At 52.0% G+C, this 25259-nt stretch carries 26 protein-coding genes; all 26 read right to left on the reverse strand.

All coding sequences use genetic code 11. The features are described from left to right. Nucleotides 1–2: 2 nt before the first annotated feature. The 26 genes from fliF to smc all read right to left on the reverse strand — a co-directional run bounded on the left by fliF (nt 3) and on the right by smc (nt 25153). Nucleotides 3–1571, reverse strand: a complete 1569-nt coding sequence (fliF, locus tag EVJ32_RS01820; RefSeq protein WP_131456201.1) for a flagellar basal-body MS-ring/collar protein FliF — start codon at nt 1569–1571, stop codon at nt 3–5. A 21-nt stretch (nt 1572–1592) separates the two neighbouring features. After that, entirely contained in the window at nt 1593–1877 is a 285-nt protein-coding gene (fliE, locus tag EVJ32_RS01825; RefSeq protein WP_070327497.1) for a flagellar hook-basal body complex protein FliE, read from the reverse strand. Nucleotides 1878–1890: 13 nt separating this feature from the next. Further along, entirely contained in the window at nt 1891–2319 is a 429-nt protein-coding gene (gene flgC / locus EVJ32_RS01830) for a flagellar basal body rod protein FlgC (RefSeq protein WP_131456202.1), read from the reverse strand. A gap of 2 nt (nt 2320–2321) precedes the next feature. Beyond that, nucleotides 2322–2693 carry a flagellar basal body rod protein FlgB gene (flgB, locus tag EVJ32_RS01835; protein ID WP_131456204.1) on the reverse strand — a complete coding sequence of 124 codons (372 nt, stop codon included), beginning with the start codon at nt 2691–2693 and terminating at the stop codon, nt 2322–2324. Between the two features lie 275 nt (nt 2694–2968). Beyond that, entirely contained in the window at nt 2969–3748 is a 780-nt protein-coding gene (gene codY, locus EVJ32_RS01840) for a GTP-sensing pleiotropic transcriptional regulator CodY (protein WP_016508279.1), read from the reverse strand. Between the two features lie 38 nt (nt 3749–3786). Continuing rightward, a complete protein-coding gene (hslU, locus tag EVJ32_RS01845) occupies nt 3787–5157 on the reverse strand; it encodes an ATP-dependent protease ATPase subunit HslU (RefSeq protein WP_131456206.1) in 1371 nt (456 codons plus the stop codon). Continuing rightward, entirely contained in the window at nt 5154–5702 is a 549-nt protein-coding gene (gene hslV, locus EVJ32_RS01850; RefSeq protein ID WP_131456208.1) for an ATP-dependent protease subunit HslV, read from the reverse strand. The genes hslU and hslV overlap by 4 nt, the downstream gene beginning before the upstream one ends. Nucleotides 5703–5713: 11 nt before the next feature. Continuing rightward, a complete protein-coding gene (locus EVJ32_RS01855) occupies nt 5714–6595 on the reverse strand; it encodes a tyrosine-type recombinase/integrase (protein ID WP_070327502.1) in 882 nt (293 codons plus the stop codon). A gap of 187 nt (nt 6596–6782) precedes the next feature. After that, nucleotides 6783–8090, reverse strand: a complete 1308-nt coding sequence (gene trmFO / locus EVJ32_RS01860; protein ID WP_370250772.1) for an FADH(2)-oxidizing methylenetetrahydrofolate--tRNA-(uracil(54)-C(5))-methyltransferase TrmFO — start codon at nt 8088–8090, stop codon at nt 6783–6785. 2 nt (nt 8091–8092) lie between these two features. Next, complete coding sequence (gene topA, locus EVJ32_RS01865) at nt 8093–10189, reverse strand: type I DNA topoisomerase (protein ID WP_131456211.1); 2097 nt, start codon at nt 10187–10189, stop codon at nt 8093–8095. 65 nt (nt 10190–10254) lie between these two features. Continuing rightward, nucleotides 10255–11049, reverse strand: coding sequence for a DNA-processing protein DprA (gene dprA, locus EVJ32_RS01870; RefSeq protein ID WP_236633997.1), 795 nt, complete (start codon nt 11047–11049; stop codon nt 10255–10257). Nucleotides 11050–11103: 54 nt separating this feature from the next. After that, entirely contained in the window at nt 11104–12021 is a 918-nt protein-coding gene (sucD, locus tag EVJ32_RS01875) for a succinate--CoA ligase subunit alpha (RefSeq protein ID WP_070327506.1), read from the reverse strand. A 12-nt stretch (nt 12022–12033) separates the two neighbouring features. Then, entirely contained in the window at nt 12034–13194 is a 1161-nt protein-coding gene (gene sucC, locus EVJ32_RS01880; RefSeq protein ID WP_070327507.1) for an ADP-forming succinate--CoA ligase subunit beta, read from the reverse strand. Nucleotides 13195–13305: 111 nt separating this feature from the next. Beyond that, nucleotides 13306–13572, reverse strand: coding sequence for an EscU/YscU/HrcU family type III secretion system export apparatus switch protein (locus EVJ32_RS01885; RefSeq protein WP_016508266.1), 267 nt, complete (start codon nt 13570–13572; stop codon nt 13306–13308). Beyond that, nucleotides 13572–14417, reverse strand: coding sequence for a hypothetical protein (locus tag EVJ32_RS01890; protein ID WP_131456215.1), 846 nt, complete (start codon nt 14415–14417; stop codon nt 13572–13574). The genes EVJ32_RS01885 and EVJ32_RS01890 overlap by 1 nt, the downstream gene beginning before the upstream one ends. A 13-nt stretch (nt 14418–14430) precedes the next feature. Then, a complete protein-coding gene (locus EVJ32_RS01895; RefSeq protein WP_236633996.1) occupies nt 14431–15186 on the reverse strand; it encodes a ribonuclease HII in 756 nt (251 codons plus the stop codon). A 41-nt stretch (nt 15187–15227) separates the two neighbouring features. After that, the gene (gene ylqF / locus EVJ32_RS01900; protein WP_131456217.1) at nt 15228–16088 is read right to left on the reverse strand and encodes a ribosome biogenesis GTPase YlqF; all 861 of its coding nucleotides are present in this window, start codon (nt 16086–16088) and stop codon (nt 15228–15230) included. 12 nt (nt 16089–16100) lie between these two features. Beyond that, complete coding sequence (gene lepB, locus EVJ32_RS01905) at nt 16101–16643, reverse strand: signal peptidase I (RefSeq protein WP_016508241.1); 543 nt, start codon at nt 16641–16643, stop codon at nt 16101–16103. A gap of 80 nt (nt 16644–16723) precedes the next feature. Next, entirely contained in the window at nt 16724–17077 is a 354-nt protein-coding gene (gene rplS / locus EVJ32_RS01910) for a 50S ribosomal protein L19 (protein WP_070327950.1), read from the reverse strand. Between the two features lie 110 nt (nt 17078–17187). Further along, nucleotides 17188–17907, reverse strand: a complete 720-nt coding sequence (gene trmD / locus EVJ32_RS01915; RefSeq protein ID WP_131456219.1) for a tRNA (guanosine(37)-N1)-methyltransferase TrmD — start codon at nt 17905–17907, stop codon at nt 17188–17190. Beyond that, nucleotides 17897–18415, reverse strand: a complete 519-nt coding sequence (gene rimM, locus EVJ32_RS01920; RefSeq protein WP_070327511.1) for a ribosome maturation factor RimM — start codon at nt 18413–18415, stop codon at nt 17897–17899. Before rimM ends, trmD begins: the two co-directional genes overlap by 11 nt. A gap of 53 nt (nt 18416–18468) precedes the next feature. Then, a complete protein-coding gene (gene rpsP / locus EVJ32_RS01925; protein WP_021067098.1) occupies nt 18469–18744 on the reverse strand; it encodes a 30S ribosomal protein S16 in 276 nt (91 codons plus the stop codon). Nucleotides 18745–18825: 81 nt separating this feature from the next. Continuing rightward, nucleotides 18826–20166: a signal recognition particle protein gene (gene ffh, locus EVJ32_RS01930; RefSeq protein WP_070327512.1), complete on the reverse strand. Its 1341-nt coding sequence runs from the start codon at nt 20164–20166 to the stop codon at nt 18826–18828. Between the two features lie 11 nt (nt 20167–20177). Next, nucleotides 20178–20501: a putative DNA-binding protein gene (locus EVJ32_RS01935; protein WP_070327513.1), complete on the reverse strand. Its 324-nt coding sequence runs from the start codon at nt 20499–20501 to the stop codon at nt 20178–20180. A gap of 96 nt (nt 20502–20597) precedes the next feature. Beyond that, nucleotides 20598–21599: a signal recognition particle-docking protein FtsY gene (ftsY, locus tag EVJ32_RS01940; protein WP_131456221.1), complete on the reverse strand. Its 1002-nt coding sequence runs from the start codon at nt 21597–21599 to the stop codon at nt 20598–20600. Continuing rightward, the gene (gene smc / locus EVJ32_RS01945) at nt 21596–25153 is read right to left on the reverse strand and encodes a chromosome segregation protein SMC (protein WP_236639463.1); all 3558 of its coding nucleotides are present in this window, start codon (nt 25151–25153) and stop codon (nt 21596–21598) included. Before smc ends, ftsY begins: the two co-directional genes overlap by 4 nt. Nucleotides 25154–25259: the final 106 nt, after the last annotated feature.

Here is a 25259-nt window from a genome sequence, read left to right on the forward strand (position 1 = left end):
ACTCACTCCTCAGACATCCAAGTACGAAGAAGCTTGGCGAACTCTTCTGGATTACTCTCTGCCAATTTCTCCAACTGTTTCTTCTTGACGGCACCTTCGCCTCGCTCTTCCAAATCGAGATCGGGTACTTCGTCTTCATACGGTACTTCCCATTCATTCGTTCCCGAAACCGGTTGCTGATTCCGTCTTCGCATGGCGAAGAACAGAAGTGCGAGTAAGAGAACGGCACCAGCTGCGGCTGCATACATCCACCACGCTGTCGGCTGTTCTGCCACTACCATTTCTTCCGTTTCAGCGAACGGTCGTGACACGACGACGACTTTCTGTTCGAGTTCCGCTTCCGTCAACGCCTCGCCCGTTTTAGCGAGCGACGTCCGGATGATTGAATACATCATCGTCTCAAGGTCGCCCTCAAGTTGCGGGTCGATCGCTTGAGCGCCGTCTGGCGGCTCGACGATCAGTTGAACACCGAGGTCACGGATTGTGTAGGGGGCGTTCTGAATTTGTTTCGTGATGCGATTGACCTCATAGTTGATGATTTCATGGTTCTTTTCGCTTTCTTCTTCACCAGTTCCCATTGCGGCCGGGAAGTTGACGGTATCGTTTTCACCAGCTCCTGCCGCTGCTGCCGCACCGGCACCACCTGTATACGCTTCGGCGATCCGTTCAGCAGACGTCACAATCCCTTCCATCGTATCCTCGTTGACCGGGGTTACCAGGTTTTGTTCTTCTGCCGATTGGGTCGTGTCGATATCAGCCGTGACCGAGACGAGCACGCTGCGTTCTCCGAGTAAGACCGAGAGCATTTGTTGAATCTGTTGACGTACGTCTTTCTCGACTTGACGCTTCAGCGCTAACGGATCGGTCGAAGTCCCACCGGCCATCGTCGATTGATCCAAATCGTAATACGTGAAATATTGGTCCATGATCGAGATGTTCTCCGGTTTTAAGTTCGGGACACTCTTACTGATCAAATGATATAGTCCTTTGACCGTCGCCGGCTCAAGATTCGTACCTGCTCCTAAATTTAGGACGATCGAAGCTGTCGGCTCCCCTTGATCTTCGGCCAAGAACACCGATTTCTCCGGAAGCGAGATAATGACTTTTGCTTGGTTGATTCCTTCGATTTGTGTAATCAAACGTTCGAGTTCGGTTTGCATCGCGCTTCGTTCGATGACTGCCATTTCTCGGTCCGTCGTTCCAAATCCGGCGTTCTCACTGAAAAAGCTGTAATCGATCGCACCTGACTTTGGAATCCCGGCGGCTGCCAAGTTAACTTTCAATTGGTCGACTTGCTCACTCGGCACGTAGACGCTGACACCGTTCGATGTCGCTTTGATTTCTGACTTCACCCCATCAGCCGTCAGCTTTTCCGTCACTTCTCCAGCCTCTTGGGCCGAGAGGTTCGTGTAGAGAGGAGCCATGTTCGGGCGCGAGAGCCAAACCGTCAAGAGCACCGCGACGACAAGTACGCCGACGATGACGATGCCCCAAATGATTTTACGGTTTGTTTGCATCGCCTTCAGTGAGCCGGCCAGTGAGCTGAATTGTTCTTTTAACTTATCATTCATCGCAACTCGTCATCCTCTTCATTAAACTTGCATTCGCATCATTTCTTGATAGGCCTCAACCGCTTTATTTCGCACCTCAATGGCGAGTTGCATCGCAATCGACGACTCTTCGCTTTGGATCATGACTTGGTGAAGATCGGCTTTCCCGACGGCGAGGTCTTGACGCGCCGTACTCGTTGCCTGTTGAACTTTATTAAGCGACTGCATCGCTTCATTCAAATATGATCCAAACTGAGACGGTGTCTCTTTCACTGTCGGCAGAGCCGCGGTCTGGTTACCGATTAATTGAATTGGGTTAATTTGCATAGTCTGTCACTCCTTATCCTTTACCGATTTCGAGCGCTTTGACGAGCATTGCTTTTGACGCATTCATCGCGGCAATGTTCGCTTCATATGATCTTGTCGCACCTGTCAAATCAACCATTTCTTTTAACAGGTCAACGTTTGGCATCTGAACGTATCCCCGTTCATCCGCATCCGGGTGACTCGGGTCATATGTGAGTTTGTAAGGACTTTCGTCTTCGACGATGCCTGAAACTTCGACGCCTCCGCTCACTGCCGACAGTTGTTGACGAAACGGCGCTTCTTGGAGCACCGTCAGTTTCCGTGTATACGGCTGCCATTCTCCATCGACAAGTTTGCCACGAGTCGTCTGGGCGTTCGCGATGTTCGCCGATACTGTATCCATCCGAAGGCGTTGAGACATGAGTGCCGAAGCGGATATATGAAAACTATCGAACATACCCATAATTAACGTCCTCCTCTAATAACGGTTTTAAGTCCACCGAGTCGACGGTTCAATTGTTCCATCATCGCCTCATACTGCAGTTGGTTACGGGCCAGTTCACTCATCTCATAATCGAGATCGACACTGTTCCCGTCACTTCGCATCGCCCCTCCGGCCCGGTCAACGATTTTCGTTGCACTACCGCGGTCACTCGGACGGCCACCAGCTAACTTTAGGCGCATTTCGTTGCTTAACGTCTGTTCGAACACAGCCTGTTTCGCTTTAAAGTTCGGCGTGTCGATGTTCGACAAGTTATGACTGATCACTTTTTGGTTAATGACCGAATGATTGATCGCTTGCTTCATTAATTGATAATCTGTGCCGATCCAATTCATGCGTCTCACTCACTTTCACTTAAAAGAATGCATGTATATACCTTATTTGGAAATTCCACTACTTCATTGAAACAAATCTGTAACAGTTCTGAAAGATATTTTTGTTAAAACAGGTAAATGGTATCGTCTGTTTTTGTCGAATTCACGACATATTCTGAAAATAATTACTTTTGTACTAAAAAAAGACGTTCCTTTTAACAAAGGAACGCCTTTTTGCAACTAAAGTCCTAATTGATAGGACTTTTAGCTATAATCTAACGGATATTCGCTCGATTTTAATTTGATTTCAGTTTCTGCAATTCAAACAAGAAGTTATCATTTAATATCTTGATATACGTTCCTTTCATTCCGAGCGAACGTGATTCGATGACGCCAGCGCTTTCAAGCTTGCGCAACGCGTTGACAATCACAGAGCGAGTAATTCCCACTCTATCGGCAATTTTGGAAGCAACTAACAGACCTTCGTTCCCCCCAAGTTCTTCAAATATATGCTCAATCGCTTCAAGCTCTGAATAAGACAACGAATTGATCGCCATTTGGACAACTGCTTTCTTGCGCGCCGACGCCTCTGCTTCCGCCGCCTTCTCACGGAGGATCTCCATCCCGACGACTGTCGCGCTATATTCTGCGAGAACGAGGTCGTCTTCAGTGAACTCGTTGTTCAGTCTGCCGAGAACGAGTGTGCCGAGTCGCTCCCCGCCACCGATGATCGGGACGATCGTCGTCATCGAATCAAGGAACAGCTCACGGTTCTCGACCGGGAACGCCGTATACTCGCTATCGATGCCGATATTTTCCGTCGTCTCTTTCACGTTGAACAAGTTCGATGCGTACGGTTCAGGGAACTGACGATCAACTAGGAACGCCTTCATCCGCTCGTTCTCAATCTGTTGTTTAATGGCGAAACCGAGCAAGCGACCGCGACGGCTCACGATGAACGTGTTCGCTTCGAGTACTTCACGCATCTTATCTGCCATCTCTTTAAAGTCGACGTGCGCGCTCGCCTCTTGTTGAAGCATCGTGTTCAATTGACGTGTTTTATCTAGTAAGTTCATAATTCTAATTTTCCTCCCTGTATGTGCATACAGAATTCTTATAATATAAATTGACTAAGGTCTCGATCTTCCGCGATCGATCCGACTTTTTCTTTCACATACGCTGGTGTGATCTCGACGTGTGTTTGTGGCATGTCGGCCGCCTCAAACGATAAGTCCTCGAGCACGCGCTCCATGATCGTATAGAGACGGCGCGCTCCGATATCATCAGTTTCTCGGTTGACGTGCGTTGCGATCTTCGCAATCTCTTCGATGGCCGAGTGGGTAAATTCGACGGTGATCTCCTCTGACTCGAGAAGGGCCTTATACTGCTTGATGAGCGCCTGTGACGGCTCCGTCAGAATTTTGACGAAATCTTCCTCGGTCAGGCTACTCAACTCGACACGGATCGGGAAACGACCTTGCAGTTCAGGAATCAGATCCGACGGCTTCGCCATATGGAAAGCACCTGCCGCGATGAATAACACGTGATCCGTTTTGACGGGTCCATATTTTGTGACGACGGTCGAACCCTCAACAATCGGTAAGATGTCTCGCTGCACACCTTCACGAGAGACGCCAGCATGGTCTTGTGACTTCGTCGCGATTTTATCGATTTCATCGACGAAGATGATGCCCATCTGTTCGCTGCGTCGTACCGCCTCGTCATGCACTTCATTCATGTCGAGCAAACTTTCCGCCTCTTCGGCAACGATGAGCGGGCGAGCCTCTCGAACCGGGAGCTTCCGCTTCTTCCGCTTTTTCGGGACGATTTGGCCGAGCATGTCCTGAAGATTCGATAAGCCTTCCATCCCTTGTCCTTGAAACAAATCAACTGTCTGTTTCTCTTCAAGGTTGACCTCGATCAATCGCTCTTCGAGTTCGCCAAGTTCAAGCAACTTCCGTAATTGAGACCGATCAGTCGATTGATCGTCCGTCGGTTCTTGCGTCTTCTGTCCTTGACCGCCAAACAGCGCTTCGAACGGGTTTGCGGCTGTCGGCTCAACTTTAGCCTTACCCTGAAGTGCATCGAGAATACGTTCGGTCGCAGCGGCTTCCGCTGGTTCCTTCACGTCTTCTTTCTTTTCTTCCTTCACGAGGCGAACCGAGTCTTCAACAAGGTCTCGGACCATCGATTCGACGTCCCGTCCGACGTATCCGACTTCGGTGAATTTTGTCGCTTCGACTTTCACGAACGGGGCACCGACGAGCTTGGCAAGACGTCTCGCGATTTCCGTCTTCCCGACACCGGTCGGACCGATCATCAAAATATTCTTCGGTGTGACCTCGTCGCGTAAGTCAGCGCTCAGCTTCTGACGACGGTAACGGTTGCGTAGTGCAATCGCGACCGCACGTTTGGCATCTTTTTGCCCGATGACGAACCGGTCTAACTCAGCTACGATTTGACGTGGTGTCAATTCACGTTTCATTCTGTATCGCCTCCGATCGTTTCTACGATAACTTGGTCGTTCGTATAGACGCATAATTCACCGGCAATCTCTAGGGCGGCGCGAGCAATCTCTTCTGCTGTTTTCTCCGGTGAGTGACGTACGAGAGCGCGTCCCGCTGCTAGCGCGTAATTCCCACCTGAACCGATCGCAAGGATGCCATCGTCCGGTTCGATCACTTCGCCGCTCCCGGACACGAGTAAGAGATGTTCCGCGTCCATGACGATAAGAAGCGCCTCGAGCTGACGAAGCATCTTGTCGCCGCGCCACTCTTTGGCGAGTTCGACTGCCGCTCGCGGTAAGTTCCCGTTATACATCTCGAGTTTTGATTCAAACTTTTCAAATAACGTGAACGCATCGGCCACGCTACCGGCAAAACCGGCCACGACTTTTCCGCCGTATAACCGCCTCACTTTTTTAGCCTTGTTTTTCATGATGACGGCGTTGCCAAACGTGACTTGCCCATCTCCGCTCATCGCACATTTTCCGTCGTGCCGGACTGCGAAAATAGTTGTTGCATGAAACATAGAATGACCCCCTACTTTCTCGGATGTGTGGCTTGATAGACCGCTCGCAAGCGTTCCGTCGATACGTGGGTGTAACGACCGGTCGTCGATAGTGACTCATGCCCGAGCAACTCTTGGACGGCACGTAAATCGGCCCCGCGTTCGAGCAGGTCGGTCGCAAAACTATGACGTAACGAATGCGGTGTTAACGGTTTTTGAAGTCCGCCGAGTTTCCGGAGCCGCTTCATCACGTAACGAATTTGGTCTGTTGTCACTCGATTCCCTTTTTGACTAACGAATAATGCCGTTTCGTGTGCCGCGGCGCAGTTTTGCCTTAACTCAAGGTAATGCTCCAACGCTTCGACGGCAAATTGCCCGAGCGGGATGTAACGTTCTTTCTTGCCTTTCCCGATGACATGAACGAATGAGAGCGCCGCATCATATGACGATATGTCCATGCCACAAAGTTCGGCGACACGCATCCCGGTCCCGTACAACACTTCGACAAGCGCGACATCACGTGCCCGCAGGAACGGGTCGTCTTGGCCGTTTGCCGTCATGAGCAAGTGTTCGACCTCGCTCGGTACGGCAAACGTCGGCAGTGTCTTGCGACGTTTCGGCGACGTCAAGTCATGAAACAGCGGTTCACTCCCGGTTTCTCGAGCCACAAATTTCCCGAACTGTTTGAGGCAGGAGATTTTTTGGGAAACGGTCGTCGTCGCCGCTTCATTCTCGTAAAGGACATATAAATAACGCCGCGCCGACTGCACATCAAATGGCTCTTGATGTGTCGATTGGCAATAAGCGGCGTACTGTTCGAGTGTTTGTTCGTAAGAGCGTTTCGTATGAGGCGACAGTCTTCGTTCGACTTGGCAATAGCGTAAAAATGATTGTTGATCCTCAGCGAATCCCATCCTCTCGCCCCCTTGCTTTCAGCTTAAAAACGCATGTTCCCGTCAAATCGAAATTAGCATAGCATACAGAATCAGAGGTGACAATAGAAACCCCTTCAATAATCTGAAAATTTTCAAAGTATTGTACAAATTACACAATTGAAATTTAAATTCACAAAAAAAGGAACCAAAAATTGGCTCCTTTCCCTTAAATCTCTTTATATTGCTGAATCGTCTCAAGGGCACGATTCGCATAGCGCTCATAGCGTTCTTGCTTTTTCATCTTCTTCGGCGCATCTTCGAGCGACGGCACGAGACCGAAGTTTGCATTCATCGGTTGGAAGTGCTTCCCGTCTGTCGTCGTGATGTAATGCGCCATCGAACCGAGCATCGTCTCGCGCGGGAGGACAAGCAGCTCTTCACCGGCAACCATCTTCGCCGCATTGATTCCGGCGAGTAGTCCTGACGCGGCTGACTCGACGTAGCCTTCGACACCGGTCATCTGACCGGCGAAAAATAGCGTATCGCGAGTACGGGCCTGATACGTCGGTTTCAACAGGCTCGGTGAATTGATGAACGTGTTCCGGTGCATGACACCGTAACGGACGATCTCCGCATTCTCGAGACCTGGGATCAATTGAATGATCCGTTTTTGCTCGCCCCACTTGAGGTGGGTTTGGAACCCGACCAAGTTATAGAGCGTTCCGGCCGAATTATCTTGGCGAAGTTGAACGACCGCAAACGGACGTTTACCCGTTTTCGGGTCTTCGAGTCCGACCGGTTTCATCGGTCCGAACAAGAGCGTCTTCTTCCCGCGTTGAGCGATCACTTCAAACGGCATGCAGCCTTCGAAGTAAATCTCTTTCTCAAACTCTTTGAGCGGTACGACTTCGGCTTTGACGAGTTCTTCGTAAAACAGATTAAATTCTTCTTCCGTCATCGGACAGTTGAGATAAGCCGCCTCGCCTTTGTCATAACGCGACTTCAAGTAGACCTTCTCTCGGTCGATCGTCTCTCCGTCTAATATCGGAGCGGCCGCATCGTAGAAGTATAAATAATCTTCACCGGTGAAAGCTTTCAATGAAGCAGACAAGTCAGGAGACGTGAGCGGTCCCGTCGCCATGATGACGACCCCGTCCGGAATCTGTTTAATCTCTTCGTTGTGTACCGTCACGAGCGGATGATTCTTGAGCGTGTCGGTGACGAAGCCGGCGAAGTCGTGACGGTCGACGGCGAGGGCGCCACCGGCCGGAACGCTTGCCGTATCCGCCGCTTTCAAGATGAGCGAGTCGAGTGTGCGCATCTCTTCTTTTAACACACCGACCGCATTTTGAAGTCCGTTCGCCCGAAGCGAGTTCGAGCAGACCAGTTCAGCAAACTGATCCGTATGGTGCGCCGGCGTCTGTCGGACTGGTCTCATTTCATACAAATCGACTTGAATCCCGCGTTTTGCGAGTTGCCAAGCCGCCTCGGAGCCGGCGAGGCCCGCTCCGATCACAGTTACACGTTGCTGCAAGGTTAATCCTCCTCTAACTGATGTACCTCGGTATGGGTACAGTTCGTGCATTGATATTTGACGCCATCTTTAATCTTTTTCTCAACCATCAACTTACCGCATTCAGGACACGGTTTCGCGACCGGTTTGTCCCATGAGACGAACTCACAGTCTGGATAGTTCGAGCAGCCATAGAACAGGCGACCTTTCTTACTGCGGCGCTCGACGACTTGTCCGTCTTTACAGTTCGGGCACGGGACGCCGATTTCGACTTGAACCGGCTTCGTGTTCGTACAGTTCGGGAATCCAGAACAAGCCATGAACTTGCCGTACCGTCCCATCTTGATGACCATCGGCGAACCGCAGATCTCACAATCGATACCGGCTGGCTCGTCTTTCACTTCAATCTTCTCAATTTCCGATTCGGCCCGTTTCAAACGTTTCTCGAATGACCGGTAAATCGGGGCAACGACTTCCGTCCACTCGACTTCTTCATTGGCAATCGAATCAAGAAGCGTCTCCATGTCGGCTGTGAACTGTACCGTGATGAAGTCGTTAAAGTACTCATCGATCATCTCGATGACAAGTTCTCCGAGCTCGGTCGGAATGAATTTTTTCTCTTCAAGCACGACGTAACCGCGCTTTTGGATCGTATCGAGTGTCGGCGCGTAAGTCGACGGACGACCGATGCCGAGCTCTTCCATCGCTCGGACGAGTCTCGCTTCACTGTAACGCGGTGGTGGCTGTGTGAAGTGTTGCTTCGGCTCGACCGTCTCGAATGCGACGAGGTCGTCGACTTCAAGCGGCGGAAGCAATCCTTCCCGCTCTAAGTTCGTGTCTTCGATATCATCGTCTTTTGACTCGATATACACTTTCATGAAACCTGGGAATTTGACGGTCGATCCGTTGGCACGGAAAATCATGCCGTTCGATTCGACGTCGATTTTCACCGTATCAAGAATCGCTGGCGCCATTTGACTCGCGACCAACCGTTCCCAGATGAGTTTATACAACCGGAGCTGATCCCGTGACAAGTACGCCTTCATCGAAGCCGGGTCACGTAACGCCGACGTCGGCCGGATCGCCTCGTGGGCATCCTGTGCGTTCGCCGCTTTTTTCTCTTTCTGCTTTTGAGAGGCGACGTACTCTGCACCAAACGTCGATTCGATATACGATTTCGCTTCGTCTTTCGCCAAGTCAGAAATTCGTGTCGAGTCGGTACGCATATACGTGATCAACCCGACAGTCCCTTCCTTCTTACCAAGGTCGATTCCTTCGTAAAGCTGTTGGGCGAGCATCATCGTCTTCTTGGCGCGGAAGTTCAGTTTCCGGGCCGCATCTTGTTGGAGTGAACTTGTCGTGAACGGTAGCGATGCGTTACGCTTCCGCTCTTTCTTCGTGACATCGATGACTTTGAACGACTCATCGATCGTCTTGAGGACGGCGTCGGCATCCGCTTCCGTCTTCAACTCCATCTTTTTCCCGTCTTTTCCGTAGAACGATGTCTCAAACGTCTCACCCTCATGGTTGAGCATCAGTTTAATCGTCCAGTACTCTTCCGGGTCAAAGGCGTTGATTTCACGTTCGCGGTCGATGATCATTTTGACAGCGACGGATTGAACACGACCGGCTGACAAACCTTTTTTGACTTTCTTCCATAACAACGGGCTCATCCCGTATCCGACAAGACGGTCGAGAATCCGTCGCGCCTGTTGGGCGTCGACGAGATCGTGATTGATCTTGCGCGGATGTTTAAATGATTCTTTAATCGCATCTTTTGTGATCTCGTTGAAGACGACACGACATTCTGTCGTTTCATCGACGCCGAGGGCACGGGCTAAGTGCCAGGCGATTGCTTCCCCTTCGCGATCCGGGTCAGCCGCGAGAAAAATTTTCGTCGCTTTTTTAGCGGCCGTCTTCAGTTCTTTTAACACTGGGCCTTTTCCACGGATCGTGATGTACTTCGGTTCAAAGTCATGTTCAACGTCGACACCGAGTTGACTTTTCGGTAAATCGATGACGTGACCCATGGACGCTTTGACCGTGTAGTTTGATCCTAAATAACGTTTAATTGTCTTTGCTTTCGCAGGTGATTCGACGATCACCAAATATTTTGCCATACATCTGCTCCCCTTTTGGAGGTCATTTAAATCCCTACCATAATATTCATGTTACCGACCGTTTGTCAACGTGCAATCATCGCACCATTCAAAATTTGGTCGGGATTCGTCAAAGGAATCGCTCCTTCTTCAATCAATTTATTCGGTCCTTCCGCTAACGGATCGAGCGGACTTCCCGGCACCGCAAACACCGTCTTGCCTTGCTCGAGCGCATGACTCACCGTATTCATCGTCCCGCTCTTTCGTCTCGCTTGGACGACGACGAGCCGGTCGCCTAATCCACTGACAATTCGATTCCGTTCTAAAAATTGAAATTTTTTGACAGGTGTTTCCGGAGTGTATTCACTGAGAAGCAATCCTTGTCTCGAGATCTGGTCGAACAGTTGATGATGAGCATGTGGATACATGTGCGAAAAGCCGGAACCGAGGACCGCAATCGTCGGTCGGTTCCGCCTGACTGCCAACTCGTGAACGAGTCCGTCAATACCGAGCGCGCCGCCTGAAATCGATACAGTTTCTTCTATTAAAGGATGTAAATATTCAACGAGCGGTCGACTGATCCGATTCAATTCACGACTCCCGACCAAAGCGGTCGTTTGTTCTTGTAGTACCTCTAAATCGCCCTGATAAAACAAACAGTACGGAGGGTTGGGGATATGTAAGAGCATTCGTGGGAACAATTCGTCCTCCCACGTCAAAAAACGGTCATACGTGACCGTTGAACGGAACGCCCGATTCGCTTTTTTCCATACGTTCGGATGGAACGAATTCCGTTCCGTCAGACCCGGATTTGATAAGTAATGATGGACGAACTCGACTGGCAAACGTTCTGCCGCAAAACGAGCTATTGTTTGATTCATCACAATCTCCTTTAAAAAAATGAGGGATGCGCGCACCCCTCATTCCGATTGGTCTTACGTCGTCGGTTGTCCCGTGACACAAGCATCATACAGACCTTCATTTTTAAGCACACGGATGAGTGTCTCACCGATGACAGCAGGTGTCTCGGCGACTTCGATCCCGTTTGCGTTTAACGTCTTGATTTTTTCAGCGGCCGTTCCTTTTCCACCCGAGATGATCGCTCCAGCGTGGCCCATCCGTTTGCCTTCAGGAGCCGTCTGACCACCGATGAAACCGATGACCGGTTTCGTCATGTTCGCCTTGACCCATTCAGCGGCTTCTTCTTCAGCCGTCCCACCGATCTCGCCGATCATGATGACCGCAAGCGTGTCTTCATCTTCGTTGAACGCTTGGAGCGTGTCGATGAAGTTCGTCCCGTTGACCGGGTCCCCACCGATCCCGACCGCAGTCGATTGGCCGATTCCGGCCGTCGTCAACTGATGGACCGCTTCATAAGTGAGCGTCCCTGAACGTGAGACGATGCCGACATGGCCTTTCGTGTGGATATAGCCTGGCATGATGCCAAGTTTCGCCTCACCCGGCGTGATGATCCCTGGGCAGTTCGGTCCGATCAAACGGGCCGGTTTGTCCTCGAGATAGCGGCTCACTTGGATCATGTCGATGACAGGAATCCCCTCCGTGATACAGATGATGAGTTCGATGCCGCTATCAGCCGCTTCCATGATCGAGTCGGCCGCGAAAGCTGGTGGCACGTAGATGATCGATGCGTTCGCACCTGTCGCCTCGACCGCGTCAGAGACAGTGTTAAACACAGGTACGTTGTCGAGTACGGTCGTACCACCTTTACCAGGTGTGACGCCGCCGACCAGTTTCGTATTATACGCTAACATCTGTTCGCCGTGGAACATACCTTGTTTCCCCGTGATCCCTTGAATGATCACTTTTGTATCTTGATTCACCCAAATACTCATGTCGTTTCCCCCTTATCGAACGAGTGCCGCGATTTTTTCTGCCCCATCATCCATCGAGGTCGCAGAAGTGATCGCAAGTCCAGATTCATCGAGAATGCGTCTTCCCGCATCCACGTTTGTTCCTTCTAAGCGGACGACGAGTGGTAAGTCGAGTCCGATTTCTTTTGTCGCCGCGACAATTCCTTCGGCGATGATGTCACACTTCATGATGCCACCGAAGATGTTGACGAAGATTCCTTTGACTTGGTCATCCGACAAAATCAATTTGAACGCTTCTGTGACTTTTTCTTTTGTCGCACCGCCGCCTACATCAAGGAAGTTAGCGGGTTCGGCGCCATAGTGCTTGATGATATCCATCGTCGCCATGGCGAGGCCGGCACCGTTTACGAGACAGCCGATATTGCCGTCAAGGGCGATATAGCTAAGGTCGTGTTTCGACGCCTCGACTTCACGCGGATCTTCTTCCGTCGTGTCACGAAGATCGACGATGTCGGTATGACGATAAAGCGCGTTGCTGTCAAAGTTCAATTTCGCATCGAGCGCGACGACGTTACCGTCTTTCGTCGTGACGAGCGGGTTGATCTCCGCAATCGTGCAGTCCGTCTCGACGTACACTTTATAAAGCTTCATGACCATGTCGCTGAACTTGTTGACGAGTTTAGTCGGCACTTCCATCTTGAAAGCAAGACGGCGCGCCTGGAACGGACGGAGTCCGACGACCGGGTCGACGATTTCTTTATGAATCTTTTCAGGAGTATGTTCAGCGACTTCTTCGATGTCCATACCGCCTTCAGATGAACCCATGATGACAATTCGGCCGATCGAACGGTCAAGCACAAGTCCTAAGTAAAATTCTTGATCGATGGCAGAACCTTCTTCGATATAGAGGCGCTGCACGACTTTTCCTTCAGGTCCAGTCTGGTGCGTGACGAGCGTCTTACCAAGAATCTCTGTCGCATACTGTTTTACTTCCTCATCCGTTCTGGCAAGTTTGACGCCGCCGGCTTTCCCGCGACCACCTGCGTGGATCTGTGCTTTGACTACTTTCAATTCACCGTCTAGCTTGGCGGCTGCTGCAACTGCTTCTTCTACCGTGAAAGCCGGATAGCCCGTAGGTACGGCCACTCCAAACGTTCTAAGCAATTCTTTCGCCTGATACTCATGGATATTCATTTAGTTTCCCCCTTAGTCCCCTTTGATATCGGCATATCTATTGTAACGAAAAACTGAAAGCGCTGTCTATCGTTCTTGCTTTAAGTTTTCATCTTTTTTTCACATCTACCCCTAGACATTTTCGATTTTACCTTGTTCCATCTGATAGAGAAACACAAAAAGTTCAGCGATCACTTGATACAAGTCGTCCGGAATATGCTCTTCGATCTGTAACGCCGACAGGAGTGACAACAGCGCCGGGTCTTCATGGATCGGGATACCGTTCTCTTGTGCGAGGGCGAGCATCCGTTCGGCGACGAGGCCGCCGCCCTTCGCGACGACGCGCGGAGATTCCATCGATTGTTCGTAAGACAAGGCGATTGCTTTTTTACGGTCCATCATACATGAAAATCCACCTTTCCTAACGGGGCGAACGTCTCGGGGAGCGATTCTTGTCTCACTTCGAACGAGAATCGGGACAGTTCATAGCCGTTCGCTTTGAGCGCACTGCCGAGCAGCGGCTCGTACGCTTTGATGAACGGGGACAAGTCATGTTGTTCGTTGAATACTTTTACGGTGACGTGCCGCTTTTGAACGAGCAGGTCGATGCCCGTCTCGCCGAAGCGAGGCGTTTCTAGAAATAAGACGATACGGGCATGGTCTGCGTCGATCATCTCGCTTTTCGGGGCCTCAAGCCGAAACCTGACTTGTTCGAACGGTCCTAATTGCGGTATGTGAAATGCTTGGACGACGAACGGTGGCGTCTGGACCGCGTTGAACGTCTCTTGGGCCCGCACGAACTGTTCAAACTTCGGGTCGCCTTTCGCCTTGAAAAGTTCCCCGACGAGCTGTTTGACGTCAGTTCCCGCCCCGCTCTCGAGCAGTTGCCGTCCCATCGCTTTGACGGATTCCGGTGTCTGGATGGCCTCTTTTGAGAAGCGGCCGAGTTGTTCAAGGAGTAACGTCACCGGTGTCTTCCCGGTCTGGGCCGGTTCCGCCGTAGGCGGCATCACTTTCAGGACGAGTTTCGGCTCGAGCTCGGTGACGACCATCTTATACGTGACGTTCTCTTTAACGTCTGCGTTCACCCCGACCCGGAACAGTCCTTGCGGCAGTTGCATGACCGCTTCGTTCCCGGGCAAGAGCTGGAGCACCCTGCCGACGACCGTGTTGCCGACGAGCAGCTGACGCGACGTCTGTTCGGTGACTTTGAACGGCAGGACGCCTTGGTGATCGATCCGCATCGGGCTCCCCCTTTCATATCATATGTTTAATCGGTGCGAACGACTTGCGATGAATCGGTGTGATGCCGCGCTCGTTCAACGCGTTCAAATGAAGTTCCGTCCCGTAGCCGGCGTTGCGTTCGAAACCGTATCCCGGATACGTCGCGGCGAACTCTTCCATCATCTTGTCGCGGACGACTTTGGCGACGACGCTCGCCGCCGCGATCGAGACGCTCAACTCGTCCCCTTTGATGAGCGACGTCTGCGGCAAATCGAGCTCGAGTGTCATCGCGTCAATCAAGAGCGCGTCGGCCCCGTCAAGCTGTCGGACCGCCTCGGTCATCGCGAGCTTCGTCGCTTCATAAATATTGATTTGATCGATCACTTCCGCGTCGACGATTCCGACCCCGACGAATGCCTCGTCGAGGATCGTTGCGTACGCTCGTTCCCGCGCCGCTTTCGTCATCTTCTTTGAATCGTTCAGTCCCGGGCTGTAAAAATCGTCCGGCAAGACGACGGCCGCCGCGACGACAGGACCCGCGAGCGGTCCCCGCCCGACCTCGTCGATGCCAGCGACCAACTTGAAGCCTTGCTGTTTCAGCTCGGCCTCATACTGCAGGCGACGTGTATAGTCGTCCCGCTCGTCCCGTTCCGCGTCAAACCGTCTCTGACGTTGCTGCAGGAGCGCCTGGACGCCCGCGCGCGGGTCATCCTTCAGTTCGGCCCGGACATCGTCCCACTCTTCATATCGGACGGTTTTTAGCCGTTGTTTAATCTCTTGAATCGTCACGATCTGCCTCCTATCCAAAAAAGCCCTGTTTTCACAGGACTTCACGCCATATTATGATCTGCCGGCGTCTCAAGCGAGACACGTCCGATCTTCTCATGACGAAGCTCGTTCAATAATAGTTCGCTCGCTTTTTCGAAATCGACGTAGCCGCCGCTGAGAAGGCCACGTTTTTTTCCGATCAACTCGAGCAGTTCGACCGCGTCTTCCGGCAAGTCGTCGAGTTTAAACCGCTCTTTCAACTGTTCCGGGTAACGACTGCGTAGTTCACGCGCTGCATACATCGCGATGTCATCGAGGTTTAAAATGTCGTCTTTGATCGCACCCGTAGCAGCTAAGCGATATCCGACCATCTGATCCTCGAACTTCGGCCACAGAATACCAGGCGTGTCGAGCAGTTCCATCTCGCCGCCTTTCATCTTGATCCATTGCTGCCGTTTCGTCACACCAGGACGGTCCCCGGTGATGGCGATGTTGCGTCCGGCGAGCCGGTTGATCAGTGTCGACTTCCCGACGTTCGGGATGCCGATGATGAGGGCACGGATCGGGCCAGGATTACGGCCTTTCTCACGCATGCGGTCGTGCTTGTCTTTCATGAGCTTCTCTGCGCCCGTCATGAGCTGCTTTAAGCCTTTGCTATGCTTCGCATCGACGGCGACGACTTCGATGTCGTCACGCTTCAGGGCGCGCATCCAGGCGTCGGTGACGGCTTGATCGGCCATGTCAGCCTTGTTCAACACGATCAGCCGCGGTTTACCCGCCGTGATCTCATCGACCATCGGATTTCGGCTCGATTGCGGAACACGTGCATCGACGAGTTCGATGACGACGTCAATCAGTTTTAACTTTTCTGTTACTTGTCTTCGCGCCTTGGCCATGTGGCCAGGGAACCATTGAATTGCCAAAAAAACACCACCCTATTCTTCTACCGTCCCAAAGTCACCCATCGGCCAGAACACAAAGTTCGTTTTGCCGACGACGCTTTCTTTCGAGACAAAGCCAATTTCACGGCTGTCTTTCGAGTTTTGTCGGTTATCTCCCATAACGAAGTATGAGCCTTCCGGTACGACCGCTTCGCCTGTCACTTGTTCGAGCGTAAAGTTCTCGGTTAGAGGAAAGCCGTTCATTTGGGCTTGAAAATCCTCTAAATACGGTTCTTCGACTGCTTCTCCGTTCAAGTAGAGCGTATCGTCCCGATATTCGAGCGTATCGCCAGGAATGGCGATGACGCGTTTAATATAGTCCTTTGATTCAGTCGCATGAAAGACGATAATATCGCCCCGGTCGAGTTCACCGACGTAGTTAGAGATTTTGCTGACGATCATTCGATCGGCGTTTTGGAGCGTCGGCATCATCGACTCACCTTCGACGATGACAGGTACAAAGATGAACGTCCGGATCACGAACGCGATGACGAGCGCCACTACGATTGCTTTAAGCCAACTGAACACTTCTTTCAACTTGCCTCACTCCTCTGTCCGTTTGAACTTATTGTACTAGAAAAAAAGAAGCTTGTCGCAAGCGACAAGCTTTCCCCATCTTAACGACGGATTTCTTTAATACGTGCTGCTTTACCGCGAAGGTTGCGGAGGTAGTAAAGTTTCGCACGGCGAACTTTACCGTAACGAACGACTTCGATTTGCGCGACACGCGGTGAGTGAAGCGGGAATGCACGCTCAACACCTACGCCGTAAGAAATCTTACGGACTGTGAATGTTTCGCTGATGCCGCCACCTTTACGCTTGATGACTACGCCTTCGAAGATCTGGATACGCTCACGCGTTCCCTCTACGACTTTAACGTGGACACGTACTGTGTCACCAGGACGGAAAGCAGGGACGTCCGATTTGAATTGTTCTTCTGTGATTTCACGGAACAGTTTTTGTGCGTTCATGAATTGATCTCCTTTTTCTTCAATGTTCATATCTTCGTTTGCCTCGGCATCCAATAGCGGAACATCGGTAATCGGTGGGGCTAACCCACATGCTCAAACATAGCATATTTTTATGAATCGCGCAACGATTCGATGAAGTTTTTATCGGCCGGCGACAGAGCGATTTGGTCTAACAGTTCCGGTCGACGCCTGAACGTTCGTTCGAGCGAACGCTCGCGGCGCCACGACTCGATTTTGGCGTGATTGCCCGACAACAGGACGTCCGGGACTTTGAGGCCGCGGAAGTCAGCCGGTCTCGTATAATGCGGATACTCGAGGAGCCCGGTCGAAAACGAGTCATCCTCGTGGCTCGCTTGATCGCCGAGCACTTCCGGGATGAGGCGGACCGTCGCGTCGATCATGACCATCGCCGCGAGTTCCCCACCCGTCATCACGAAGTCTCCGATCGACACTTCGTCTGTCGCGAGTTCGTCGTGGATCCGTTGGTCGAATCCTTCGTAATGGCCGCATAAGAAAATCAAGTGCTCTTCGTTCGCCCACTCTTCGGCGACACGTTGAGTGAACGGTCGCCCCGTCGGCGTCGTCACGATGACGCGCGGCTTCGACTTCGCGAGCGAATCGAACGCATCAAACATCGGCTGCGGCGTGAGTAGCATCCCGGCGCCGCCTCCATACGGAGCATCATCGACTTTATGATGTTTGTTCGTCGAGAAGTCACGGAAGTTCGTGAACGTTACTTCGACTTGGCCGAGTGTCCGGGCACGCCCGACGATCGAATGATCGAGCGGGGCGAACATTTCCGGGAACAAGGTCAAGACATCAATTTTCATCGTCGATCATTCCAGGGATCGGCGTGATGATGACACGTTTCGCTTCGACGTCGATGTCTTTGACGACCGACTCGATGTACGGGATGAGCGCATCCGTCTTGCCGGGGCGCTTGATGACCCAGACGTCGTTCGCGCCATTGGTCTCAAAGATGTCCTCGACGACACCGATCACTTCTCCGTCGACGACGGCCTCGCATCCGATGATCTCGTGGTAGTAAAATTCATGCTCCGGAAGCTCGTGGACGTTTCCGGCATGGACGTAGAGCGACATCCCTTTGTACTTCTCGACGAGATTGATGTTGTCTAGCCCTTTGAACGTGACGAGATGGAACTGTTTGTGCGGACGATACGTCGTCACTTCGAGCGGCATCTTCTTCCCGTCGACGTCAAGGTAGAGCGTCTCACCAATTTTAAAGCGTTCTTCTGGAAAATCAGTCGCGGCGAGCAACTTCAACTCCCCTTTTAAACCGTGCGTGTTGGCGATTTTGCCTACGTTTAACCAATCCATCATAAAACCTCCTCAAAAAAATAGGCCGACCTCATAAAAGGTCGGCCACAGGGTTACTTCGCGTTTTTCGCGTTGTGGAATTTCTCCATGATCCCTGCTTTAGAGAACAAGTTGCGGACTGTGTCAGATGGCTTCGCGCCGTCTGCCAACCATTTGAGCGCGAGTTCTTCGTTGATGCGAACTTCTGCTTCTGGTTTTGCAACCGGGTTGTAGTGACCGAGTTGTTCGATGAAACGGCCATCACGTGGTGAACGTGAATCTGCTACAACGATCCGGTAAAAAGGTGATTTATTTGCGCCCATGCGCTTGAGACGAATTTTAACTGCCATGGTAATATACCTCCATTATGTGTTTAAGAATTGACAACTTTAATAGTATACTGCTTTTTTGCCTGACTGACAAAAGTTTTCTTAGAAGAATGGAAGGCCGAGACCTTTTTTCTTCCCTTTCATTTGTCCTGACATCTGCTTCATGAGCTTCTTCATGTCATCGAACTGTTTGATGAGACGGTTCACTTCCTGGATGGAACGACCGCTCCCTTTTGCGATCCGCTTGCGACGACTGGCGTTGAGCACTTCAGGATTCGTGCGCTCATGCTTCGTCATCGACCGGATGATTGCCTCGACATGATCGAGTTGCTTCTCGTCGATTTGGACGTTCTTCAACCCTTTCATCTTACCTGCACCAGGTAACATCGAGAGTAATTCATCAATCGGGCCCATGTTTTTCACTTGACCCAATTGCTCGATAAAATCATCGAACGTGAACGATGCATCACGAATTTTGCTTTCAAGCTCTTTCGCGGCATCTTGGTCCATTTGTGACTCCGCTTTTTCGATGAGCGTGAGCACGTCACCCATTCCAAGGATCCGTGACGCCATGCGCTCCGGATAGAAAGGTTCGAGGGCATCCAACTTTTCACCGAGACCGACGAACTTAATCGGCGCTCCCGTGACTGCCTTGATTGAAAGGGCTGCCCCACCACGTGTATCACCGTCGAGTTTTGTCAACACGACGCCGGTAATTCCGAGCAAATCATTAAAGCGATCGGCCACGTTGACCGCATCTTGACCCGTCATCGCATCGACGACGAGGAAGATTTCATTCGGTTTGGCGATCGTTTTCACATTTTCGAGTTCGCCCATGAGCGTCTCGTCGATATGAAGACGACCGGCCGTATCTATCAACACGAAATCGTGATGATTAACTTTGGCGTGCTCGAGCGCTTTTGTGACGATTTCTTCCGGCGTCACTTGATCGCCAAGTGAGAACACCGGTAAATCGAGTTGCTTGCCGAGAGTCTCGAGCTGTTTGATGGCCGCCGGCCGATAAATATCAGCAGCGACGAGAAGCGGACTCCGGTTATGCTTTTTGCGAATCAAGTTCGCGAGCTTTCCGGTCGTCGTCGTCTTACCCGCACCTTGTAATCCCACCATCATGACGACTGTCGGTGGTTTTGAACTAAAGGTGATCGGGACGACATCACTCCCCATCAAGGTTGTTAATTCTTCATGAACGATCTTGACGACTTGTTGTCCAGGTGTCAACGATTTCATGACGTCTTGGCCGATTGACCGTTCTTTCACGTCGTTGACGAACTGTTTGACCACTTTGAAGTTAACGTCGGCCTCAAGGAGCGCGAGACGAACTTCTCTCATCATCTCTTTGACGTCTGCTTCGGAAATCTTACCTTTCCCCCGCATTTTCGCCAATGTCGATTGCAACCGTTCTGATAATCCTTCAAATGCCATGCTTCAGCCCCCTACTCTAAATTCTCAAGCGCCGAAACCGTCTCCGTCACGTCGGGCATTTGCTCGACTTGACGTCTGAGCGTTTGGAGAAGCAGTTGCCGTTGCTCGAATTTCTCGAACAGCTCCAGCTTTTCTTCATACTGCTCAAGCATTGCTTCGGTACGCTTTATGTTATCGTAGACCGCTTGACGGCTGACTTCAAACTCTTCCGCAATCTCTCCGAGCGAGTAGTCATCTAGGTAATAAAGAGACATGTAATTGCGCTGTTTCGGCGTGAGAAGCGCTTGATAAAAATCGAATAAGTAGTTCATTCGATTCGTCTTTTCGAGCGACATACCTCTCACCTCCACATGTTAAGTGAAATCCCTTTACAACTAACAATAGTACAGCCGTCCTAACGTCTTGTCAAGTTTTTTTCTTAACAGTGAAAGTTAGGCGAGGTCATCGTTTGTCTGGTCTTTTTCTTCAAATACGTCACCGAATAGTCCGAGGACGAACTGCTCTGGGTCGAACGCCTGTAAATCATCAATTTTTTCACCGAGACCGACGTATTTGACCGGGATATCGAGCTCGTTTCTGATCGCGAGGACGATGCCGCCTTTGGCCGTCCCGTCTAACTTCGTGAGCACGATCCCGCTCACGTTCGTCGCTTCCTGAAACGCTTTCGCTTGAAGCATCGCGTTCTGTCCCGTCGTCGCGTCTAACGCGAGCAAGACTTCGTGCGGACCGTTTGGCACTTCGCGTTCGATGACCCGTTTCACTTTCTCGAGCTCTTTCATCAAGTTGACCTTGTTTTGGAGTCGCCCTGCCGTATCGCAAATCAAGACGTCGACACCGCGTGACTTCGCGGCTTGGACAGCATCAAACACGACCGCGGCCGGGTCTGACCCTTCCGCTTGACGAATGACCGGGACACCGGCACGTTCACCCCATACTTGCAGCTGGTCGATGGCGCCGGCCCGGAACGTATCTCCCGCCGCAAGCATGACCGAACGACCTTCTGCTTTCAACTGATGGGCGAGTTTTCCGATTGTCGTCGTCTTGCCGACACCGTTCACACCGACGAACAAGATGACCGTCAACCCGTCCTGCATGTTCAACTCGCGGTCTGACTCGTCTTCTTGTAGACGTTTCGCCACGACTTCGACGAGGGCGTCGCGGACGGCGACCGGGTCTTTCAAATTGCGACGCTTCACTTCTTCTTTTAAATCCTCGACGAGGTCCATCGTCGTCGTCACGCCGACGTCCGCCTGGATGAGCAAATCTTCAAGTTCATCGAAGAAGTCCTCATCGACTTCACGGAACCGATAGACGAGGTCGTTGACGGCGCTCGCGAACCCGTCACGTGTTTTCGTCAATCCGTCTGTAAATTTTTGCGACACCTCTTGGGTCGAGGTCGTCAATTTATCTTTTAATTTTTTGAAAAAACTCAAGTCAATTCCTCCATCTCTTCTTCTGTCTCGACGACACGTTTCGCTTCTGATAATTCGACCGAAAGTACCTCCGAGACACCGTTTTGTTGCATCGTCACGCCATAGAGCGTGTCGGCCGCCTCCATCGTCCCTTTACGGTGGGTGATGATGACGAACTGTGTATCGATTGACAACGTGCGGACGTATTCACCGAACCGGTGGACGTTCGCCTCGTCGAGCGCTGCTTCGACCTCGTCGAGCACGCAGAACGGGACAGGGCGCGTCTTTAAAATCGCAAATAAGAGCGCGATGGCGGTCAGTGCCCGTTCGCCACCAGACAACAGACTTAACGTCTGTAACTTTTTGCCGGGCGGTTTGGCGACGATATCGATTCCTGTGTTTAATAAATCGGTCGCATCGACGAGTTTAAGGTCGGCCTCGCCGCCTCCGAACAGTTCTTTGAACGTCTGTTTGAAATGCGCGCGGACGGTCGCATACGTCTCGTTGAACAACCGTGTCACTTCTCGGTCCATTTCGGAGATGACGTCGTACAGGTCCTGTTTCGCATTGACGAGATCGTCTCGCTGTTCAGACAAGAACGTGAACCGTTCATTGACGAGTTCAAACTCTTCGATCGCACTCAAGTTGACCGGTCCGATCTCCTCGATTTGACGGACGAGCAACTTGAACTCTTCTTTCGCCTCGTCGAGCGGGATCGATAATACCGGGAGCAGGTCGTAGACGAGTCCACGTTCTTCGAGGGCGTCTAGTTTCCACTGCTGTTTCAACTCGAGTTCATTCGCCTCAGTTTCAAGCTTACGGACGTCGGCCTCGAATTGGCGGCGAACGTCCGTCGCCTGCTGCTCACGCTGCCTGAGGATACGGTGTGACTCTTCCTCTGTTTTCAGCGTTTGCAACTGCGCTTCAATTCGCCCTGTCAACACTTTCATCAGCTCCGTCGCCTCGTCATGCTCGATTCGAAGTTCCGCGGATGAGACGATCCGTCCGCTTTCGAGCCGCTCGAGTTCGTGTTTGATTTGATCGAGTCGGGTCGTCTGTTTGTCGACTTCGGCAACGAGCCGTTCGACTTCCGTATTCACCCGATCCAGGTCAAGCGTATGACGTTGCAGGTCGAGCTCGTTTAGACGGATTGCCTCTTGCAATTGCCCCGTCGTCTCCGCGCCTTTCGCCTGCTCCGCACGCAACTGCTCGAGCTCTGTCCGCAGCGACGTCTGCAACACTTCCGTCGCCTCGAGTTCACTTGCGAGGCGCGTCAATTCTGCCGAAGATGTTTCAATCGTATGCGTATAGCGATTCATCTCGTGATCGAACAGTTCGAGTTGTGCTTTCGCGTCCTGGGTCGTCCGCTCTAATTCCCGGAACGAGGTCTCTAACGCCCGAAGCGTCTCTTCCTCTTGCCGTTTCCGTGTTCTGAGCGCGTGGAGCGACTGTTTGAGACGACTCGTCTCCGCTTCATACTCGGTCACACGAAGCTGCTGTTCGTGCAGCATGGCCAACCCTTGCGTCAATCCTTGTTTCAAATCATCGAGCTCTCTTGACTGGGTGAACAGGGCGACGCCTTGTTTCCGGCTCCCCCCTGTCATCGAACCACCGACATTGACGATATCGCCGTCGAGCGTGACGATCCGGTAGCGATAGCCCGTCGTCTGAGCGATCCGGTTCGCGACCTCGAGCGTCTTGGCCACGATAACGGCCCCGAGCAAGGACCGTTTCAATTTGTCAAACAAAGGTTCCGTCGTCACGAGGTCCGATGCGATGCCGACGAAGCCATCCATCGCCTCGAGACGATGGGCGACCTCGCTCGGGATAAAGCGCTCTTTCACCGTCGTTATCGGGACGAACGTAGCCCGCCCGGCATTAGCCCGGCGCAACTTGTCGATCTCGCGGCGTCCGACCGCTTCATCTTCAACGACGACGTGTTGTTGCGTTTGACCGAGTGCCGTCTCGATGGCGGCCTCATATGATGGGAGCACTTGAATCAGCTCTGCAACCGCTCCGAGCACGCCGCTCGCACGGTCTTTCAATACGAATTTGACGGCATGGAAATACCCTTCATATGACTGCTTCATCCGCTCTAACATGTCGATTCGGTCTTCGGTCTTTTGACGGCGCCGGTCGAGGTCGTGATACGATTGTTCGGCTCGCGACAACTTTTCTCGAAGCGCGACTTCCTTAGCGACCAATGCCTCTTCTTCGGCCAACAGTTCCTGCCAAGCCGCACGTGCCGCTTCAAGACGATCTCGGTTTGCATCGAGCGAGGCGGTCTGTTCGGTTCGAACGTCAAGCCGGTCCTTGTTCTCACGCAGGAGACGTCCTTTCGCTTCCTCTGCCTGCTCGATGTCACGTCGTTCCCGTTTCTGTTGGTTGCTGAGCGTGGCTCGTGTCGTTGCCAGTTCGAACGCTTCACTTTGAAGCTGTTCGATCTCCGCGTTGAAATCGCGAGTCGCCGCCGTAAGCTTCCGCGCGAGCTCGTCACGTGTCGCCTCAACGGTCTGCAACGCTTCTGACTTCAAAGCTTTGTCCGTTTGAGCGACCGACAATCGCGACTGCAACTGCTCTGTCTCTTCGACCAACTCCGCACGTTGGCGCTCGAGTCGTTCTTTCGTCTCTGCCCCGTGTTCTTCTCGCGCTTTGGCGAGTTTAATATCTCCTGAGAGCCGTTCGAGCTCAGTCGCTTGAAGACGCTCATCCTGATGGAGCGTCTCGAGGACGGCACGATGCTCAGTCAATGTTCCCTCGAGCGCAGCCCGTTCGGTGACGAGCGCGTTCAGCGCCGCTTCTTGGTTGCGTAACTGTTCTTCTGCTGCCGTCTGTTGTGTTGTGGCGAAAGTGATCTTCGCCTTGAGCTCAGTGATCTCGGCACCGAGAATCCCGGTCTCGAGGTCGTCATGCCGTGCCTTGGCGACTTGGAACTCTCGAGCGAGTGCCGCTTGTTCACGAAGCGGTTCGACCCGGTCGGCAAGTTCGTATAAGATATCGTCGACGCGCGACAAGTTCAGCTCGGTGTCTTGCAACTTTCGTTCCGCTTGTTTTTTGCGTTGGCGGTACTTCAGCACGCCGGCCGCTTCTTCAATGACGGCGCGACGATCTTCCGGTTTACCCGAGATGACTTGTTCGACCCGTCCTTGCCCGATGATCGCAAACGCGTCACGGGACAAACCCGTATCCATGAACAAGTCGATGACGTCTTTCAGGCGGCACGGCTTTTTATTCATGAAATAGTCGCTGTCGCCACTGCGCGTCACGCGTCTCGTCACGCTCACTTCTTCATATGGCAGGCGCAAGTGCGCATCGCTATTATCTAAAACGAGCGTCACTTCGGCGACGTTGCGGTGGTTCTCGCCTTCGCTACCGGCAAAGATGACATCTTCCATTTTCGCCCCACGGAGCGATTTGGCCGACTGTTCGCCGAGTACCCAGCGAACAGCGTCCGATATATTTGATTTCCCGCTCCCGTTCGGTCCAACCACGGCTGTCACGCCGGGACGGAAATCTAGTTCAATCCGCTTGGCAAACGATTTAAAGCCAGCGAGTTCGATTCGTTTTAAGTGCATCGTGACCATCCTATCCTAAGTAAGCATTCATTTGTTTATTTTACCACAGTTGCTAGTTCGTCAAAATGCTAGAATCATGCTATTCTAAAAAGAACTGTAGAAAGGG

The organism is Exiguobacterium sp. SH5S4 (assembly GCF_004337045.1).
Classification (GTDB): domain Bacteria; phylum Bacillota; class Bacilli; order Exiguobacteriales; family Exiguobacteriaceae; genus Exiguobacterium; species Exiguobacterium aurantiacum_A.

What these genes read in the sequence shown, in the direction of transcription:
- fliF (WP_131456201.1), bottom strand. Translation starts at nt 1,571, where the DNA reads ATGAATGATAAGTTAAAAGAACAATTCAGCTCACTGGCCGGCTCACTG.
- fliE (WP_070327497.1), bottom strand. Translation starts at nt 1,877, where the DNA reads ATGCAAATTAACCCAATTCAATTAATCGGTAACCAGACCGCGGCTCTG.
- flgC (WP_131456202.1), bottom strand. Translation starts at nt 2,319, where the DNA reads ATGGGTATGTTCGATAGTTTTCATATATCCGCTTCGGCACTCATGTCT.
- flgB (WP_131456204.1), bottom strand. Translation starts at nt 2,693, where the DNA reads ATGAATTGGATCGGCACAGATTATCAATTAATGAAGCAAGCGATCAAT.
- codY (WP_016508279.1), bottom strand. Translation starts at nt 3,748, where the DNA reads ATGAACTTACTAGATAAAACACGTCAATTGAACACGATGCTTCAACAA.
- hslU (WP_131456206.1), bottom strand. Translation starts at nt 5,157, where the DNA reads ATGAAACGTGAATTGACACCACGTCAAATCGTAGCTGAGTTAGACCGG.
- hslV (WP_131456208.1), bottom strand. Translation starts at nt 5,702, where the DNA reads ATGTTTCATGCAACAACTATTTTCGCAGTCCGGCACGACGGAAAATGT.
- EVJ32_RS01855 (WP_070327502.1), bottom strand. Translation starts at nt 6,595, where the DNA reads ATGGGATTCGCTGAGGATCAACAATCATTTTTACGCTATTGCCAAGTC.
- topA (WP_131456211.1), bottom strand. Translation starts at nt 10,189, where the DNA reads ATGGCAAAATATTTGGTGATCGTCGAATCACCTGCGAAAGCAAAGACA.
- dprA (WP_236633997.1), bottom strand. Translation starts at nt 11,049, where the DNA reads ATGAATCAAACAATAGCTCGTTTTGCGGCAGAACGTTTGCCAGTCGAG.
- sucD (WP_070327506.1), bottom strand. Translation starts at nt 12,021, where the DNA reads ATGAGTATTTGGGTGAATCAAGATACAAAAGTGATCATTCAAGGGATC.
- sucC (WP_070327507.1), bottom strand. Translation starts at nt 13,194, where the DNA reads ATGAATATCCATGAGTATCAGGCGAAAGAATTGCTTAGAACGTTTGGA.
- EVJ32_RS01885 (WP_016508266.1), bottom strand. Translation starts at nt 13,572, where the DNA reads ATGGACCGTAAAAAAGCAATCGCCTTGTCTTACGAACAATCGATGGAA.
- EVJ32_RS01890 (WP_131456215.1), bottom strand. Translation starts at nt 14,417, where the DNA reads ATGCGGATCGATCACCAAGGCGTCCTGCCGTTCAAAGTCACCGAACAG.
- rplS (WP_070327950.1), bottom strand. Translation starts at nt 17,077, where the DNA reads ATGAACGCACAAAAACTGTTCCGTGAAATCACAGAAGAACAATTCAAA.
- trmD (WP_131456219.1), bottom strand. Translation starts at nt 17,907, where the DNA reads ATGAAAATTGATGTCTTGACCTTGTTCCCGGAAATGTTCGCCCCGCTC.
- rimM (WP_070327511.1), bottom strand. Translation starts at nt 18,415, where the DNA reads ATGGATTGGTTAAACGTAGGCAAAATCGCCAACACGCACGGTTTAAAA.
- rpsP (WP_021067098.1), bottom strand. Translation starts at nt 18,744, where the DNA reads ATGGCAGTTAAAATTCGTCTCAAGCGCATGGGCGCAAATAAATCACCT.
- ffh (WP_070327512.1), bottom strand. Translation starts at nt 20,166, where the DNA reads ATGGCATTTGAAGGATTATCAGAACGGTTGCAATCGACATTGGCGAAA.
- EVJ32_RS01935 (WP_070327513.1), bottom strand. Translation starts at nt 20,501, where the DNA reads ATGTCGCTCGAAAAGACGAATCGAATGAACTACTTATTCGATTTTTAT.
- smc (WP_236639463.1), bottom strand. Translation starts at nt 25,153, where the DNA reads ATGCACTTAAAACGAATCGAACTCGCTGGCTTTAAATCGTTTGCCAAG.